Here is a 13,475-nt window from a genome sequence, read left to right on the forward strand (position 1 = left end):
CTCGGGTCTTTCGAACCCCATCGGCTTTGCCCGCCTCGATGTCGCGCGGGTTGACGATCATGTTAGTGATTAGTGTCGCCTGGCTCATGCCTGAGCTCGGCGAGCACCTCGCGGCGATGCGTCAGCAAATTCGGTAGCTCGCGCATCATTGACGATCAGTTACTCGCCCGGCCCGGCATTTCCTCGTAATAGCCGCGTGGTTGACGCGCAGTAATCGTGCCCGAACCCAGGCTTGTACAGGTGCCGAGCCACATTGGGCGGCCTCGACAGAAATCGCCAACGCATTGTGAGCCGGCGAAAACGTTCCGACGTTTTGTCTCAAACTTGACCGTGTCGGCTTTCGCCAATACGTGGGGTCCACGGAAAGGCGCCGATCTCTTTCAATTGCTCTGCAACGTGACCTGACGGGCGCGGTTACTGAATGCCTCCTTCGATGGAGGCTTTCGTGGTTGCGACAATTGCGGCTCATAGCGCGGCGGGGACCGCCCCCAAGTGGCCGGTCGGCGCGCGACGACCGATCTGTTGGCCCAGCCGGCTGTCGCGGTTCGAAGTCAAAACCTCGATGCTCGGTCCAACCCTCGATTTGGCTGGACAGACCTCTGCCCGTATCCGCGAGCGCGACCGGCCACGGAGTTGCGACCGTGGCTAAGTCGCAAAAGACACGGCCGCCGCCGCGGATCGCGTCGCCCGATCGCCCTCGACGGGAGTGCTGGCCCCCCAGAGGCGCGACGCCGGACGGACCGATCGTGTTCGACGACCTGCCCGAGGTGGTTCCTGTGACCGTGCGGGAGCTGGACACGATCCAGATCCACCTGGGCGACCTGATTGATCGGCTGATCGCAGACGCCGCCTCCGCGACCGACTCCAACCCGCTTCCACCCCCAACGCCGAAAGCCCATCGGGGCCCCGGCCCTAGATCGTGACTAGGAACGCCATGTGCCCTCCTGACGAACACTCTGATGAAGCTGACGCCGATCGGGCTGCGCAGTCCAACACGATCGTCGGCCCCCTCACGGACGAGGAACTCCGGGCCGGCGGCATGAAGAGCGTCGTAGCCTTTGTTCGGACCGACAGGTCGAAGGCTTCGATCCGCAAGGAAAGGCACCGCAAGAAGCAGCTAGACGCGCACAAGCGTCAGATCAATATCTGGGTCGGTAATGACGATCGCTCGCGCGCGACTATTCGCAGTGCCGCCGCCGCGATCGAAAACGAGAGTTTCCATCGCGCCGTCGAATTGCTATTGGCCGACCAAGACCTGCGCCGCGTAACGGTCGACATTGGCGGTCGGCCTGAGCTTCGCGACTTCGTCGACGTGATCCAGCAGGGATCCTCGACGATGGAATTGATCGAGGCAGCAAAACTCATCGTTAATGATCCGGAAATCGTAGGGCTGATGCAGTGCGCCACTGCCACGAAGCGTACGCGCAGGGCGGCGGAGATCGCAGCTGCGAATCCGGAATTCGTATTCTTCGGTCGCAACGCCGCGACCGAACGCAGCGTCTGCGCCTGGCTTGCACGAATTCTGCTTCGAGTAGGCAGGCCGCGCAGTATCGACGAAGAGCCATAGGCCAATGGCCGTTCTGCGCGATACCCCTTCGAGCCAACGTGAAGATCCGTGATCGACTGCAAAATTAGCTTTCCAGCGTCTTCCAGAGCTGCGAAAGTCAGAGAAGTAGAGGTTTGATGACATGAGTAAACAGAGGCGTAAACCGAATATCGCTATCGATCCCAACGCGCCCCGCATTGCGTTCTATTTGCGCGTCTCGACGGATCGTCAGGCAAAGCACGATCTCTCGATTCCAGATCAGCGGGCGCAGATGCTCGCCTGGTGTGAGGCCAAGGGCCACCAGGTCGTCGCTGAGTTTATCGAGCCAGGCGCCTCGGCCACCGACGACAAGCGCCCTGTGTTCCAGCAGATGATCGAGCGCGCCTGCGACGGCGAACATGCGTTCGATGTCATCGCGGTGCACAGCTACAGCAGATTCTTCCGCGATGCTTTCGGTCAGGAATTCTATCTGCGAAAGCTGGCGAAGCACGGCGTCAAGCTCGTTTCGATCACGCAGCCCCTTGGTGATGACGACGATCCCGTGCAGGCGATGATGCGCAAGGTCATCGCACTATTCGACGAGTACCAGTCCAAAGAAAACGCAAAGCACGTTATCAGAAATATGAAAGCGAACGCTCAGCACGGCTTCTGGAACGGCTCGCCCGTCCCCTTGGGCTATGTGCTGGTCGAAGTCGAGAAGCGAGGCACCAAGATCAAGAAAACGCTGGCAATCGACCCGATTGACTGCGAGACGGTCCAGCTCATCTACAAGCTCTACCTTTACGGGGATGGGTCGTCCGGCGCCCTCGGCGTCAAGGAGGTCGTCAAATGGCTCAACAGCCGGGGGTACCGCACACGGAAGGGCAAGACATTCGGCACCGGCACGATCTACAAGATCCTGACCAACACGACGTACATCGGTGAGTGGAAGTTCAACCAGATGTCCTCGCGGACCGGCAAGCGCAAGCCAGACGAGGAGGTTATCACCACCGCGGTTCCAGCGATCATTGAGCCCCACCTCTTCGAACAGGTTCGCCGCCAACTTCATGCCCGCAGCCCGAAGGTTGTGGCGCCGCGCGTCACGACCGGGCCGATCCTGCTGACGGGACTGGCGGTCTGCGCGGCTTGCGAAGGCGCCATGACGTTGCGGACCGGTACCTCGAAGACCGGCCTGGTCCATCGCTACTATTCCTGTTCGACCTGTAGCCGAAAGGGAAAGACCGTCTGTAAAGGCCGGTCGATCCGCATGGACAAGCTGGACGCGCTGGTCACGACCCATCTGACGGAGCGATTGTTCCAGTCCGAGCGGTTGGCTGAAATCCTTTCCTCCCTTTCCTCGCGGCGCGCGGAAAAGGCAGACGCTGTGAACGCGCGCATCACGGCCCTCCAGCGGGAGGTCACCGACGCGGACGACAAGCTAAAGCGCCTTTACAAACTCATCGAAGACGGCGTTACCGAAGTCGACGATGTCCTCAAGGATCGCTTGAACGTTCTCAAGGCTGATCGGGATCGCTCAAGAGCAGCTCTCGAACGTGCCAAGTCACACCACTCGAACGCAATCCAAATCGATTCTGCATTGCTGGAACAGTTCGGCCGCTCGATGCGAGAGAAGTTCGCCTCGGGCTCTATCCCGTTCCGGAAAGCCTACCTGCAGTCTCTCATCAGCGTTGTCGAGGTCGATGACACCGCGGTCCGAATCAAGGGCAGCAAGGATGTGCTCGAAAGGGCGGTCTTGGCCAGCCGGAGCGGCACGGTCTCGGGTTCGCAGATGAGTACTGGGTGGCGCTCCCTAGGGGAGCCGCCATTTCCTGCAAAATCAATGAGTTAACAGCATTGTTGGGGAGGGTTTCTTCTACTGTTTTCTAATGCTTATTTTCAGGCTTTCCCAACGCGGCGGCGACCTCGTCTTGTCATCGGCCCACATCGATTAGGGTCTCTCAATTCGCGTGCGATCTCCTTGCAGTATTCCTGAAGTTGTAGACAATCGGCCCAGCGGGGCCGGGGAATGTCGAAGAGTAAGCGAAAGGTTATCCCAGCTGTGCCGACGGCATGGCGGGAGATAGTCCAGCGTAAAAAGACCCTTCTAGGGTGGCCTGAATGGTCGAAAGTTGCGGCGTTGCCTACCGGCAAGGGCGTGCGGACTTCGCGCGCTGACGTTCACACGGTTTCGACTGAGATAACGCAGGTCATTTTCCAGCTCGGCGATGAGACTGGCACAGGTTTGGAAGGTGTGAGGCTACGGCTCAAAGCCTGGGCTTATCGACGGCAAGAGGATGTAACCGCAACCTTAGAGGTCGCTGGAGGTCGCTCTTTCGTAACCATATCGAGAATTGATGCATGGCCTTCCGACCCACACCAAAACAGCTACAAGGTGCTTCAGACGCCCGGGCTTAAGGCCCTCCCACACTCTGTCGCTGGCTGTCATGTTCACCGACTAGACGATAATGTCCGATATGGACCCGAGGCATTCGGGTCAGGTCCGGAGGGGAACTTGCCTGTCGCGGCGCCCTTCCCTAATAGTTTACAAAGTTTCAGAGAATTTCTGCGCTCTGTGGGAACCGAGTTCAACGTAGATGATCTGGATGAGTTTCCCGGTCCTGAAACTTGGCAGGCATTGGTATGATGGCAGTAGCTGCGCTATCGATTGAAGAAACCGCCAATGAAGTCGCCCGCGCGCTCGTCCGTGTGACGGCACGCGACCAGGGAGTGCGCCTTGCTCTTCCCCTGTTGTATCCCGGCGGCGCTATGGTCGGTGTTGAAATATCGCGCCTGCGGAATGGGTTTCTTGTGTCCGATACTGGAAGCGCTCGGCGCGAAGCCGGTCTTCTCGGCGGCGAGAGGGCGTTCCAACGCATCGCCGTCGAAGTGGCGAAACGTTTTGGAATTCGCTTCGATCACAATATGATTTTCGACTTGGATGTTCCCGAGGATCACCTAGTGCCAGCGGTGATGGCGGTTGCAAATGCCGCAAAGACCGCCGTCGAAAACACTGCTCTTCATTTGGCAACGACCGAGCACGCGGATCACAGGGCATTTCTCTGGGATCGCCTACAGAGCGTTTTTGGCTCTTCCTTCTCGCGCGAACCAGTTTCCTTCAATGGCGCGTCTTCGGAAAGTTACGATTTCGATGCGGCTGTGAAGGCGCAAGGGCACTTGACGCTGTTCCAAGTCGTCACGCCCAATGCCAATTCCGTAAACAGCGCAGTGACTAAATTTCTCGACGTTCGCGACTTGGGGGACACCGCGCCCCATCGAGTTTCGGTGGTTACTAACAAGGACCGGACGCCAAGATTGCTTGTTCTTGGCAGAACATCTCGCATTTTGCCTGTGGACGCGACTGACGATCAGTATCGTTTAGCTGCCTGACCTTAGCTTGCTCTCGCGAGATGTCGCGATTTTATCTTGCCCCAAGACGCAACTGGAATATCGATCATTCTGTGAAATACAGCCGTCGCGAGCGATTGCTGTGCGCGACCGATTTTGATGAGATCGTTGCTAAAACCTGCGTAAGCGCCGAGCTGTTTCACATCGCATGCGAAAAGGGAAGAAAAGGCGACAAGGTCGGCTTGCATCGCTGGTCAGTTACTTTGCGAACCAGTTCCAAAGCCATCGATCTCTGGCACAATTCGCGCGGTGGCTATCGTGCGCAATACTATCTTTCGCTTGACACAGGCGAGGCCGCTAACGCTTACGCGCTCGAACATCTAACGAAGCTCGCGGAAAGCCTTGTGCAAGCCGACCGATACCGCCGTCGCTACTGGGCTCGCGCGTCAGTTTCCATCTGTCACCAGTACGCCCGGGTGTGGATACATCAGGGCCTTTGGTGCCATCACGCCAAGATTACTGATCGCCTCCTGCATGTTCAGCAATGGCAGCTTGATCCAGACGACGACAGAGATACGAGAAAGCGGAAGGCGCTCGGCATGCTGATCCCGGAAAATGAAACGAAGCTGAAAATCATCGGGCAATGGCTCGACGAGACTAATTCGCCAAGGGCAACGCCTCCCAAAGCGGATCGCGCCGACCATATCCACGAGTGTGGCTTTACGTGAGACCGCTTAGCCGCCAGTGCCGAGCGTTATGCTGACGGATTTTGAGCCGTTTCATCCACTCCATGATCCGACGCTTCATTATTCATCAACATCAAAAAGGCGGTCGCCTCGACGCAACCGTGCTCCACAAGCTGCTCGACTAGAGCCATCACTTTGGCACGGTTCTTTTCTAGCGCTGTTGCAGCAATGTCGTAACCTCGCACACGCAAGGCGGGGCCGCCGTTTTCTTCCGTAAAACCGTGCTCACCTAACAATTTCATGATTGCGACATTATCTTGGAACGTCGCGAGTTCATGGCCGGGACATTCGAAGACCTCCTCCGCAATGCCGCCAGCACACCGCACGGCAATTTGGTCTTCGAGCTTCAGATGACCCGCCGGACCTATCTGCGTTCCGCCGCTCGCATCCTCGGCGCTGACCCAGATCGCGCCTACCGGCAAGTTGAAAGACCACGCGACGACGGCGTGGCCAGCTTCGTGGATTGCAGTTGGCCGGGAATATTTATCTTTCGTGGTGCTCATTGTGTTTCCTAGAGCGCAAAAAAGAACCCCGGGAATTGTCCCGGGGCTGCTTGTTCACTCCGCCAACTTCTCGATGGGGATCCATTTGCCATCGCGCTTGACGTTCCACCACTTATAACCATTCGGGGTGTTGCAGGATTTGTTCACAGTCAGGCCCGCGACCAGCGCGGCCTTGCTTGGGCTATCATAAATCTTGTCCTCGAAGCGGATCATTCCGTTCTCGACGGTCGCGTGCAGGTCGGTGCCAAGATAGTTGTGCCACAGTTGCTCGCCATGCGGGATCTCGACGCGGCGACCATTGGTAATTCCTACCAAAGGCTTGTTGCCCTCGGTCGGCTGCTGCTCGGCCTTCGGGGCGGTGCTTTTACCTTCATATCGGGCGATTAGTTCTGCCACCTGCATGGCAAGAACCGGATCAGTTACGTTAAAAGTGATAGAATTAGACATATAAATCCTCCAAATGCTGAGACAGCACGACGCCACCTCCAATGAGGCACTTTATCCACCATTAAAGTGTCGTTGTCAACTTTTATAGTTCGGTCGGGGTGCTTAGGAAAATAAACCTAAACCCTCGTGAAAATTTCTGACCCTAGCCACCCCGGGGGCTGCGGCCGCAACCGCATTCACCATGGGGACACAGGACCCTCGTTTCGTTGTTGTGGGGTGGCTCAGATCGATGGTTCGATGCGGTTTTGGGAAAGGTCGCGTCTCTCCGCCTCAACATCTTCGGCCAACATGTCGAGCTGATGAGCTAAGCCGCTATAGCTATGAGCGATGTTTCTGAGTAGGGCGGCCCGCCTCGAAGTAATCCCGATTTCTTTCGCCTGCGCCTTATAGTCGAGCGCGAGCTGGCGGAACTCAGATGCGGTCGGCATATGCTGCTCCCCCATAACTGCCGCTCTCTCCAAGTAATATAGCAGAGCACTTGCACGGCAGGAAAGGGTAAGGCTGTTCCACCGAGACGACCCTCGGGCCGCCATACCCCTCCTAATGCAGGCTGCCGCGCTCCCGGCGCTCCACCTCCGTCGTCGCCAGCTCCATCAACTCCGGCCACTCCAGATCGCGGTCCAGAGCACGCGCGAAGCCGGTCGCATCGCCGTAGTGGGCGCAGCCGTCCGCGATCTCTTCGGCGAGCGTCGCCAAGGCCCAGTTGACCGCGCGCGGATTGAGCCGCGCCATCTTGGCCGTCAGGCTCGCCAGAACCGGCACAGGAATGGCCTTCGCGGTCTGGGCCAGCTCCGCAAGGTGGCCCGCGCCGGGCGCATCAGCGAGCTTGCCAGCGAAGTGCAGGAAGTATTGCTCAAACAGGTTCGGGTTCATCACGTAGGTCTGCATTGTTGTGTCCTTTCTGAGGGCGCTGCGTCTGTGCCCGGTTAGTCAGCTAGGTGCGGTTCGACGCCGCCGCGCCGGATGTTGCCTGTTGATGTTCCGACGCACCGACGTGTGTGGTGGTGGGCGCGCACGGTGCTTCCAGCACCGCTGGTGCGCTTCCACCAGCCGGGGGGTTATAGGGGGGAGAGGTGGAAGGGTTGGTGGAAGTAGCTGGAAGCATGGTGGAAGGCTGGTGGAATGGGTTGGTGGAAGCGGCCATGCCGCCTACACCTTGACCATACGCGAGCGCAGCTTCGAGGCCGGTCCCTCAGTCACCACGCGGATTTTGCCCTGCGTGAACAGCCGCCGCATCGCCTCTTCGAGCGCCTTGTTGTTGAGGTTGACGGCCTTGGCCTCTTGCTCCTTGGCGAACTGTGCCGGGGCGTAGCTGGTGCCCTTCTTGTCGGTGACGTTACGGCCTTCCCGCGTGAAGCGGTCGAGCAACATCAGGAACACCTGCTCGGCGCGTTGCTCGGCGATCTGCGGATCGAGCGTTCCGCCGCGCGGCTCGGGAACGAACACGCCGTTCTTATAGCGCAGCGGGATGCTGTCGCTGAGCGGACCATACTGGTTCTTCTTGAATTCGAGCACGCGCAGATCGGGATCGGTCAGGCCACCCTCGTCCTGGGTGGCCGCACGCAGGTACATGCGGCCACGGACCTTGCCATGCCACGCCGTCGATCCGCTCAGGCCGGTGCCGCTGTTGCTGCCCGCCTGCGACGGATGGCTGTTGATGATGACGGCGCAGTTGGCCGTCATCGCCAACTTGCGCAGCAAGCCGATGAACGCAGACACCTGCACGCGGTCGTTCTCGTTGCCGCCGAAGATGTCGCTGAGCGTATCCAGCGCGACGATGGTCGGATGGATGTCGCATGCCTGCTCGTGCAGGCGATCATAACGCAAGGTCGGCTGAATGTTGCCGTTGCGGTCGAAGCGCGCCAGCGTCATATCCTCGCCTGCGTAGGAGGCGGGATAGAGGCCGTTCGCGACCAGCTCCGAGAACGGCTCGTCATAATGGCGTGCAATGGCATCGAGACGACGATGCAGCTCGTCCTCTTCGTCCTCAGCGCCAAGATAGATCGCAGGACCGGGCTCCGGCAGGCTACCAATCCAGTCACGGTTCAACACCGTGGAGCACAGCAACTGCAACAGCAACAGCGATTTGCCAGCGCCACCCTCGCCCGAGAAGAGCGTCACTTGGCGCAGCGGCACGCGGTTCAACACCGCCCACTCACGGCGCGGCGGCGGCTCGTCATCCCAGCCGCTCATGCTCATGAACTTGATCGGCTGGGCCGCCGCAACAGCGGCCTGATCGGTGGGGTCCGGAATGCGGGTTTCGTTGCGGGCTTGCGCGATCAGGCCGTCGATCATGCGCTGCATGTAGATGTCGCGTGCGAACCCGGCCGCAGCCATCCGCTCCCGGATATTTTCATCGCTGCAACCGCGCCGCATCTCCTGCTTGATCATCTCAAGCAGGTGGTCGGGATCGAGCTTCTTGAAGCCGCCGTGCATGGTCTAGCCCTCCTCGACTTCGTCGGCAACAAGATCGGCGTTAGCATCCATGCCGTGTTCCTCGACCCAGCGCGCCCAGAACGGATGCGGATCGGGCGGCGGCGCGGTCGGCGGCTCAACAGCGAATGGATCGCTGTCGTCATCGCCGTCGCCTGCGACGGTCTCTTCGCCGAGTTTGATGCCGTTCTCTGCGGCCCACTGCTCCCAGAACGCATGATCGATCTCGGGCTTCGGCTTGGGCGGCTGGATGCGCGTCGCGCCCTCATGGCCGCGCGCGATATACCAGCCGCGCTCCGCCATGCGCGCGGCAACGTCGTCGAAGTGCACGCCGATGAAGACGTTGCGCGAGCCTTCGGCGGTAGGGATGCAGACAAAGCCGAGTTCGATGGCGGCGACGATGGCCGCGCCCGTGCTGATGTAGGGACCAGCCCAATTCTCTGCCCAATGCTTCAGATCGGACGACACCGGCGACAGCAGGTTGCGCGCCCACCGGGTGGGACGGCAGCCGCGCAGGAGTTCCTTGACGATCTCGACCTGATCGCGGCGCACCGGCTGACGCTCCGCCTCCGGCACCGGCTTGATGCGGGAGCCGTAACGGCGATGACCGCCGTCGAGACCATTCGCACAAACACGGAATGGGCCGACTTGCGTCGGCCCGTCCGTGGACAACTCCACGACCGACTTGTAAGGTACTGCTTCCATGAGTGATTTGCCTTTCTAGCCCGCTTCCGGTCCGACAACCGTAGGCGGGTTTTCCGTTACGAATAGCTTGAAACGTATTACAAATCGTGATACGTGACAATCTATTCGTATTAACGGGGCAAAACTCTCATGAAGATCGACACCAATGAAGAGGTGTTCACGTCGGACAAAGTGGCCGCTGCGGCTGGCTGCTCAGAAGCCACGCTTCGTCAATGGCGAAACCGCTACGAATTTCTTGAGAACACCGTTACCGGCGGCATGGAAGTCAAGCGCTTCTCTCTGTCTGATATTTGCGTCGTTCGCGCCATCAAGGTTTTGACCGACTACGGCCTGAGCGCTCGCGACGCGATTTCTCTCGCCAATCATCCCATGGGCTTGCGCCGGCTGTTCGCCGCGTTCTTGAGCAAATCCCATCGCGTTCAGACCTTGCTGAGCATTCGGTCGAGCAAGAGCAAGAACAAAACGTTCGAGTTCAGCCTGTTTGGCCCTGAACACTTCTACTACGAGATGGAGCGTAGCGGCGGCGTTATGACGGTTCTTGACCTGACCGTTATCGCCGAGCACGTTTTCAATCACTTCGAACAGCAGAATAAGAAGTAATCGTGATGGGTATCATCACGCGCGCCCGCAACGCCTTCCGCGCCTTGATGCGCCGGTCGTCTGGCTATGACGCGGCCAGCGGCAGCGCTCGCTGGCCGCATAGCTATTCCATGCCCGCGCCGATCTCGCAGCAGCTCGCGGCCAGCCGGGTCGCGGCCCGTAAGATTGGCCATCAGTCTCAGAACAATGCTTTGATGGCGAGCATCATCCAGCACGCGGTCACGGCCATCGTCGGTGACGGCCCGTCCGTTCGCTCTGCGCATCCCGATCCCGAGATCGCGGCGCAGCTTCACGCGGCTTGGAACAAGTTCTTCGCCGATTGTTCGGTCGAAGGCGGCATGTCGCTCGGCGGCTACTTGTCCCGCAAGGCGCGCGCGTTCTACGTCGATGGCGAGAGCTTCACCAAGTTGGTCGTCGATCCCGACACCACGACGTTGAAGTTGCAGCTTCTGTCGGCTGATCAGGTGGACAACGCGAAAACGATCCCGTCGCTGGGCATGACTGGCGATACGCCGAACATCGTTGCGGGCATCGAATTCGATAGCACCGGCCGCCGCTCGGCCTATTGGGTCTTGCCGACCCCGCCGGATAGCCCTTGGGCATCGGTTGCGCCGCCCGTCCGCGTGCCCGCGCTTGATATTTGTCATCTTTTCGAACCGCAATGGCCGGGCGTGCCGCGTGGCATCAGCCCGTTGACGCCGGTCGCTGGTCTTGCGCGCGACCTCGACGACTGCCTCGACGCAGCGAACGTCAAGATGAAGGTGTCGGCGGTTCTAACGGCGTTCGTCCGCGATCCCGAAGGCTATATGTTCCAGGATCATCCGATGCTCCCGATGCTGGAGCCCGGCGCGATCATGCGTCTGCCGGAAGGCGCAGATGTCCAGTTCTCGCCGACTTCGGACATGGCGTCGCTCAGCGAGGTGTTGACCCACATCGAGCGCATGATCTGTAGCGGCGCTGGCGTCCCCGCCTTCTTTGCGACGGGCGATTACGGCAGCGTGAACTACTCGGCCGGTAAGTTGGCGCTGGCTTCGTTCCAGCGCCGCGTCAAAGCCATTCAGCAAAACCATCTGGTCGCGCAACTGCTCAACCCGATCTGGGATCGCATCGTCATGCTCGAAGTGCTGTCCGGCCGCATGCGCGCGCCGGATTACGAGAGCAACCCTGAGCGCTATGCCGCGTCGTTCCTTTTCCCCGGCTGGCCTGCCATTGACGAACTCAAGAAGGCAAAAGCCGACACGCTGGCGGTCGCAGCAAAGCTGCGGTCGCGAGCTGACATCATTGCCGAGCAAGGCCGCGACATCACCGATGTCGATACCGAGATCGCCGCCGATCCTTTCGCCGAAGAGGACCTGTCTTCGGCCGCCACGAACATCAGCAATCAAACCGATACGGAGAATGAAGATGCGTAGTTCTACTGCACTGCTGCTGCGCGAGAGCGCGGTTGACCTGACCCGCCGTGACGCGATCCCGCGTCCGCGCACGTTCGACGGCGAGGCGATGACCGTCGAAGCCGTCATCGCATCAACCACGCCGGTTCGGCGTCGTGATGTGCGTGGCGACTTCCTCGAAATCCTCGATCCTTCGGGGCTCGACCTCGCCGTCACCCGTGGTGCGTCGGTTCTCGACAGCCACCAACAGGGCGGCATCGATAACGTGATCGGCGTGATTGATGACGTGCGCGTTGAGGGCAACGAAGTCATTGCCCGTATCCGCTTCTCGTCACGTCCCGAGATCGCGCCGGTCGTCACCGACATCCGCAACGGCATCATCCGCAATTTGTCTGTCGGCTATGAAGTCGGCGAGTGGCGTGCCGGTAAGGACGCCAACGGCGTGCGCACCATGACCGCCGTCCGCTGGTCGGTGCGCGAGGCGAGCTTTGTCGCCGTGCCTGCCGATCCGACGGCGCGCACCCGCGCGGCCAACGACGACCGCGCCATCCGTGAACTCGGCCGCCGTGCCGGTGTTGCGGCGGACCGCGTCAATACCCTGATCGAATGCGGCGCAAGCATCGACGATGCTCGCCGCGCTTTTCTCAATGACATGCTCGACCGTTCCGTGACGGTTCGCAGCGCAGGAACCGCCAATATGCACAACACGATGACGCTCGATAATCCTGAAATCTTTCAGCGCGCCACGGCTGAAGCCATGTACACGCGCATCGCGCCGAACTTCACGCCGATGCCGCAGGCTCGCCAGTATGTCGGTATGAGCTGCGCCGATATTGCCCGCGAATGTCTGCATCGCGCTGGCATTTCGTCGCTCGGCATGGCACCGCCGACGGTGATCACCCGCGCGTTGCAGACAACGTCGGATTATCCGGCGCTGCTTGCCAACCTGATGAACAAGTCGCTGCGCGAAGCCTACCAGATCGCGCCGAGCGGCATCCGCCGCGTCGCCCGTCAGACGGAAGCCAACGACTTCCGCGCCAAGAGCCGCATTCTGATCGATCATTCCGGCTTCACGCTCGACCTGATCAATGAGAGCGCCGAGTACCCCTTTGGCGCTTTCATCGACAGCGCCGAGAGCTATAGCGTCGCGACCTACGGCAAGATTTTTGCGATCACGCGCAAAGCGCTGGTCAACGACGATCTCGGCGGTCTTGGCGATATCACCCAGCGTCTCGGCCTCGCTGCCGCTGAATTCGAGCGGCATAAGCTCGTTGACCTGATCGTCCAGAACTCGGGTCTCGGCCCGACCATGTCGGACAGCCTGACGCTGTTCCACGCGAGCCATGGCAACGTCGGCACCGGCGGCGTGCCGAGCGAGACGACCTTGTCGGAAGCACGCTTGTTGATGCGCAATCAGACGGGTCCCGGCGGTGGCGGCATCAGCGTTGTGCCGCGCTACCTGATCGTGCCGAGCGCGTTGGAGACCAGCGCCGAGAAGCTGATCACGTCGGTGCAGGCAACGCAGACGGCCAACGTCAACCCGTTTGCGTTCCTCGATTTGATCGTCGAGCCGCGCTTGGCCGATACCCATCGCTGGTATCTCGCCGCCGATCCGGCGCTGCTGCCGTGCATCGAATTCGCCTATTTGGCGGGTGCGCCGGGTCCGCAGACCGAGAGCCGCGCGGGCTTCGAGGTTGACGGCGTGCAGACCAAGGTGCGTCTCGACTACGGCTGTGGTGCCGTGGAGTGGCGCGGCCTCGTCACCAACGCGGGCCAGTAA

Annotated in this window: 14 protein-coding genes; 8 read left to right on the forward strand and 6 right to left on the reverse strand. The window is 60.2% G+C overall.

What is annotated here, in order from left to right:
- Positions 1-746 precede the first annotated feature (746 nt).
- The 5 genes from LRP30_RS33910 (at position 747) to LRP30_RS33930 (ending at position 5,598) form a co-directional block, all read left to right on the forward strand.
- Positions 747-923 carry a hypothetical protein gene (locus LRP30_RS33910; protein ID WP_249757637.1) on the forward strand — a complete coding sequence of 59 codons (177 nt, stop codon included), beginning with the start codon at positions 747-749 and terminating at the stop codon, positions 921-923.
- Between the two features lie 116 nt (positions 924-1,039).
- Positions 1,040-1,567, forward strand: a complete 528-nt coding sequence (locus LRP30_RS33915) for a hypothetical protein (RefSeq protein ID WP_249757638.1) — start codon at positions 1,040-1,042, stop codon at positions 1,565-1,567.
- Between the two features lie 121 nt (positions 1,568-1,688).
- Positions 1,689-3,374: a recombinase family protein gene (locus LRP30_RS33920; RefSeq protein WP_249757639.1), complete on the forward strand. Its 1,686-nt coding sequence runs from the start codon at positions 1,689-1,691 to the stop codon at positions 3,372-3,374.
- Between the two features lie 791 nt (positions 3,375-4,165).
- Complete coding sequence (locus tag LRP30_RS33925) at positions 4,166-4,912, forward strand: hypothetical protein (RefSeq protein WP_249757640.1); 747 nt, start codon at positions 4,166-4,168, stop codon at positions 4,910-4,912.
- Positions 4,913-4,932: 20 nt separating this feature from the next.
- Positions 4,933-5,598 carry a hypothetical protein gene (locus tag LRP30_RS33930; protein WP_249757641.1) on the forward strand — a complete coding sequence of 222 codons (666 nt, stop codon included), beginning with the start codon at positions 4,933-4,935 and terminating at the stop codon, positions 5,596-5,598.
- A 26-nt stretch (positions 5,599-5,624) separates the two neighbouring features.
- Here LRP30_RS33930 and LRP30_RS33935 read toward each other — a convergent pair whose 3' ends face one another.
- The 6 genes from LRP30_RS33935 to LRP30_RS33960 all read right to left on the reverse strand — a co-directional run bounded on the left by LRP30_RS33935 (position 5,625) and on the right by LRP30_RS33960 (position 9,704).
- On the reverse strand, positions 5,625-6,119 hold the full coding sequence (locus LRP30_RS33935; protein ID WP_249757642.1) for a hypothetical protein: 495 nt from the start codon (positions 6,117-6,119) through the stop codon (positions 5,625-5,627).
- A gap of 54 nt (positions 6,120-6,173) precedes the next feature.
- Positions 6,174-6,566, reverse strand: a complete 393-nt coding sequence (locus tag LRP30_RS33940) for a hypothetical protein (protein ID WP_249757643.1) — start codon at positions 6,564-6,566, stop codon at positions 6,174-6,176.
- A gap of 221 nt (positions 6,567-6,787) precedes the next feature.
- Positions 6,788-6,994 carry a hypothetical protein gene (locus tag LRP30_RS33945; RefSeq protein ID WP_249757644.1) on the reverse strand — a complete coding sequence of 69 codons (207 nt, stop codon included), beginning with the start codon at positions 6,992-6,994 and terminating at the stop codon, positions 6,788-6,790.
- Positions 6,995-7,106: 112 nt separating this feature from the next.
- Entirely contained in the window at positions 7,107-7,454 is a 348-nt protein-coding gene (locus LRP30_RS33950; RefSeq protein WP_249757645.1) for a hypothetical protein, read from the reverse strand.
- Positions 7,455-7,715: 261 nt separating this feature from the next.
- Positions 7,716-9,002 (reverse strand): AAA family ATPase, encoded by a 1,287-nt coding sequence (locus LRP30_RS33955; protein ID WP_249757646.1) that lies wholly within the window; start codon positions 9,000-9,002, stop codon positions 7,716-7,718.
- A 3-nt stretch (positions 9,003-9,005) separates the two neighbouring features.
- Positions 9,006-9,704: a hypothetical protein gene (locus LRP30_RS33960; protein WP_249757647.1), complete on the reverse strand. Its 699-nt coding sequence runs from the start codon at positions 9,702-9,704 to the stop codon at positions 9,006-9,008.
- A 129-nt stretch (positions 9,705-9,833) separates the two neighbouring features.
- Here LRP30_RS33960 and LRP30_RS33965 point away from each other — a divergent pair, with 129 nt between their 5' ends.
- The 3 genes from LRP30_RS33965 (at position 9,834) to LRP30_RS33975 (ending at position 13,475) form a co-directional block, all read left to right on the forward strand.
- On the forward strand, positions 9,834-10,304 hold the full coding sequence (locus LRP30_RS33965) for a MerR family transcriptional regulator (RefSeq protein ID WP_249757648.1): 471 nt from the start codon (positions 9,834-9,836) through the stop codon (positions 10,302-10,304).
- Between the two features lie 110 nt (positions 10,305-10,414).
- Positions 10,415-11,716, forward strand: coding sequence for a phage portal protein (locus LRP30_RS33970; RefSeq protein WP_249761895.1), 1,302 nt, complete (start codon positions 10,415-10,417; stop codon positions 11,714-11,716).
- Positions 11,709-13,475 (forward strand): HK97 family phage prohead protease, encoded by a 1,767-nt coding sequence (locus LRP30_RS33975; RefSeq protein WP_249757649.1) that lies wholly within the window; start codon positions 11,709-11,711, stop codon positions 13,473-13,475. Before LRP30_RS33970 ends, LRP30_RS33975 begins: the two co-directional genes overlap by 8 nt.

This window comes from Bradyrhizobium sp. C-145 (genome assembly GCF_023375135.1).
GTDB lineage: Bacteria > Pseudomonadota > Alphaproteobacteria > Rhizobiales > Xanthobacteraceae > Bradyrhizobium > Bradyrhizobium zhanjiangense.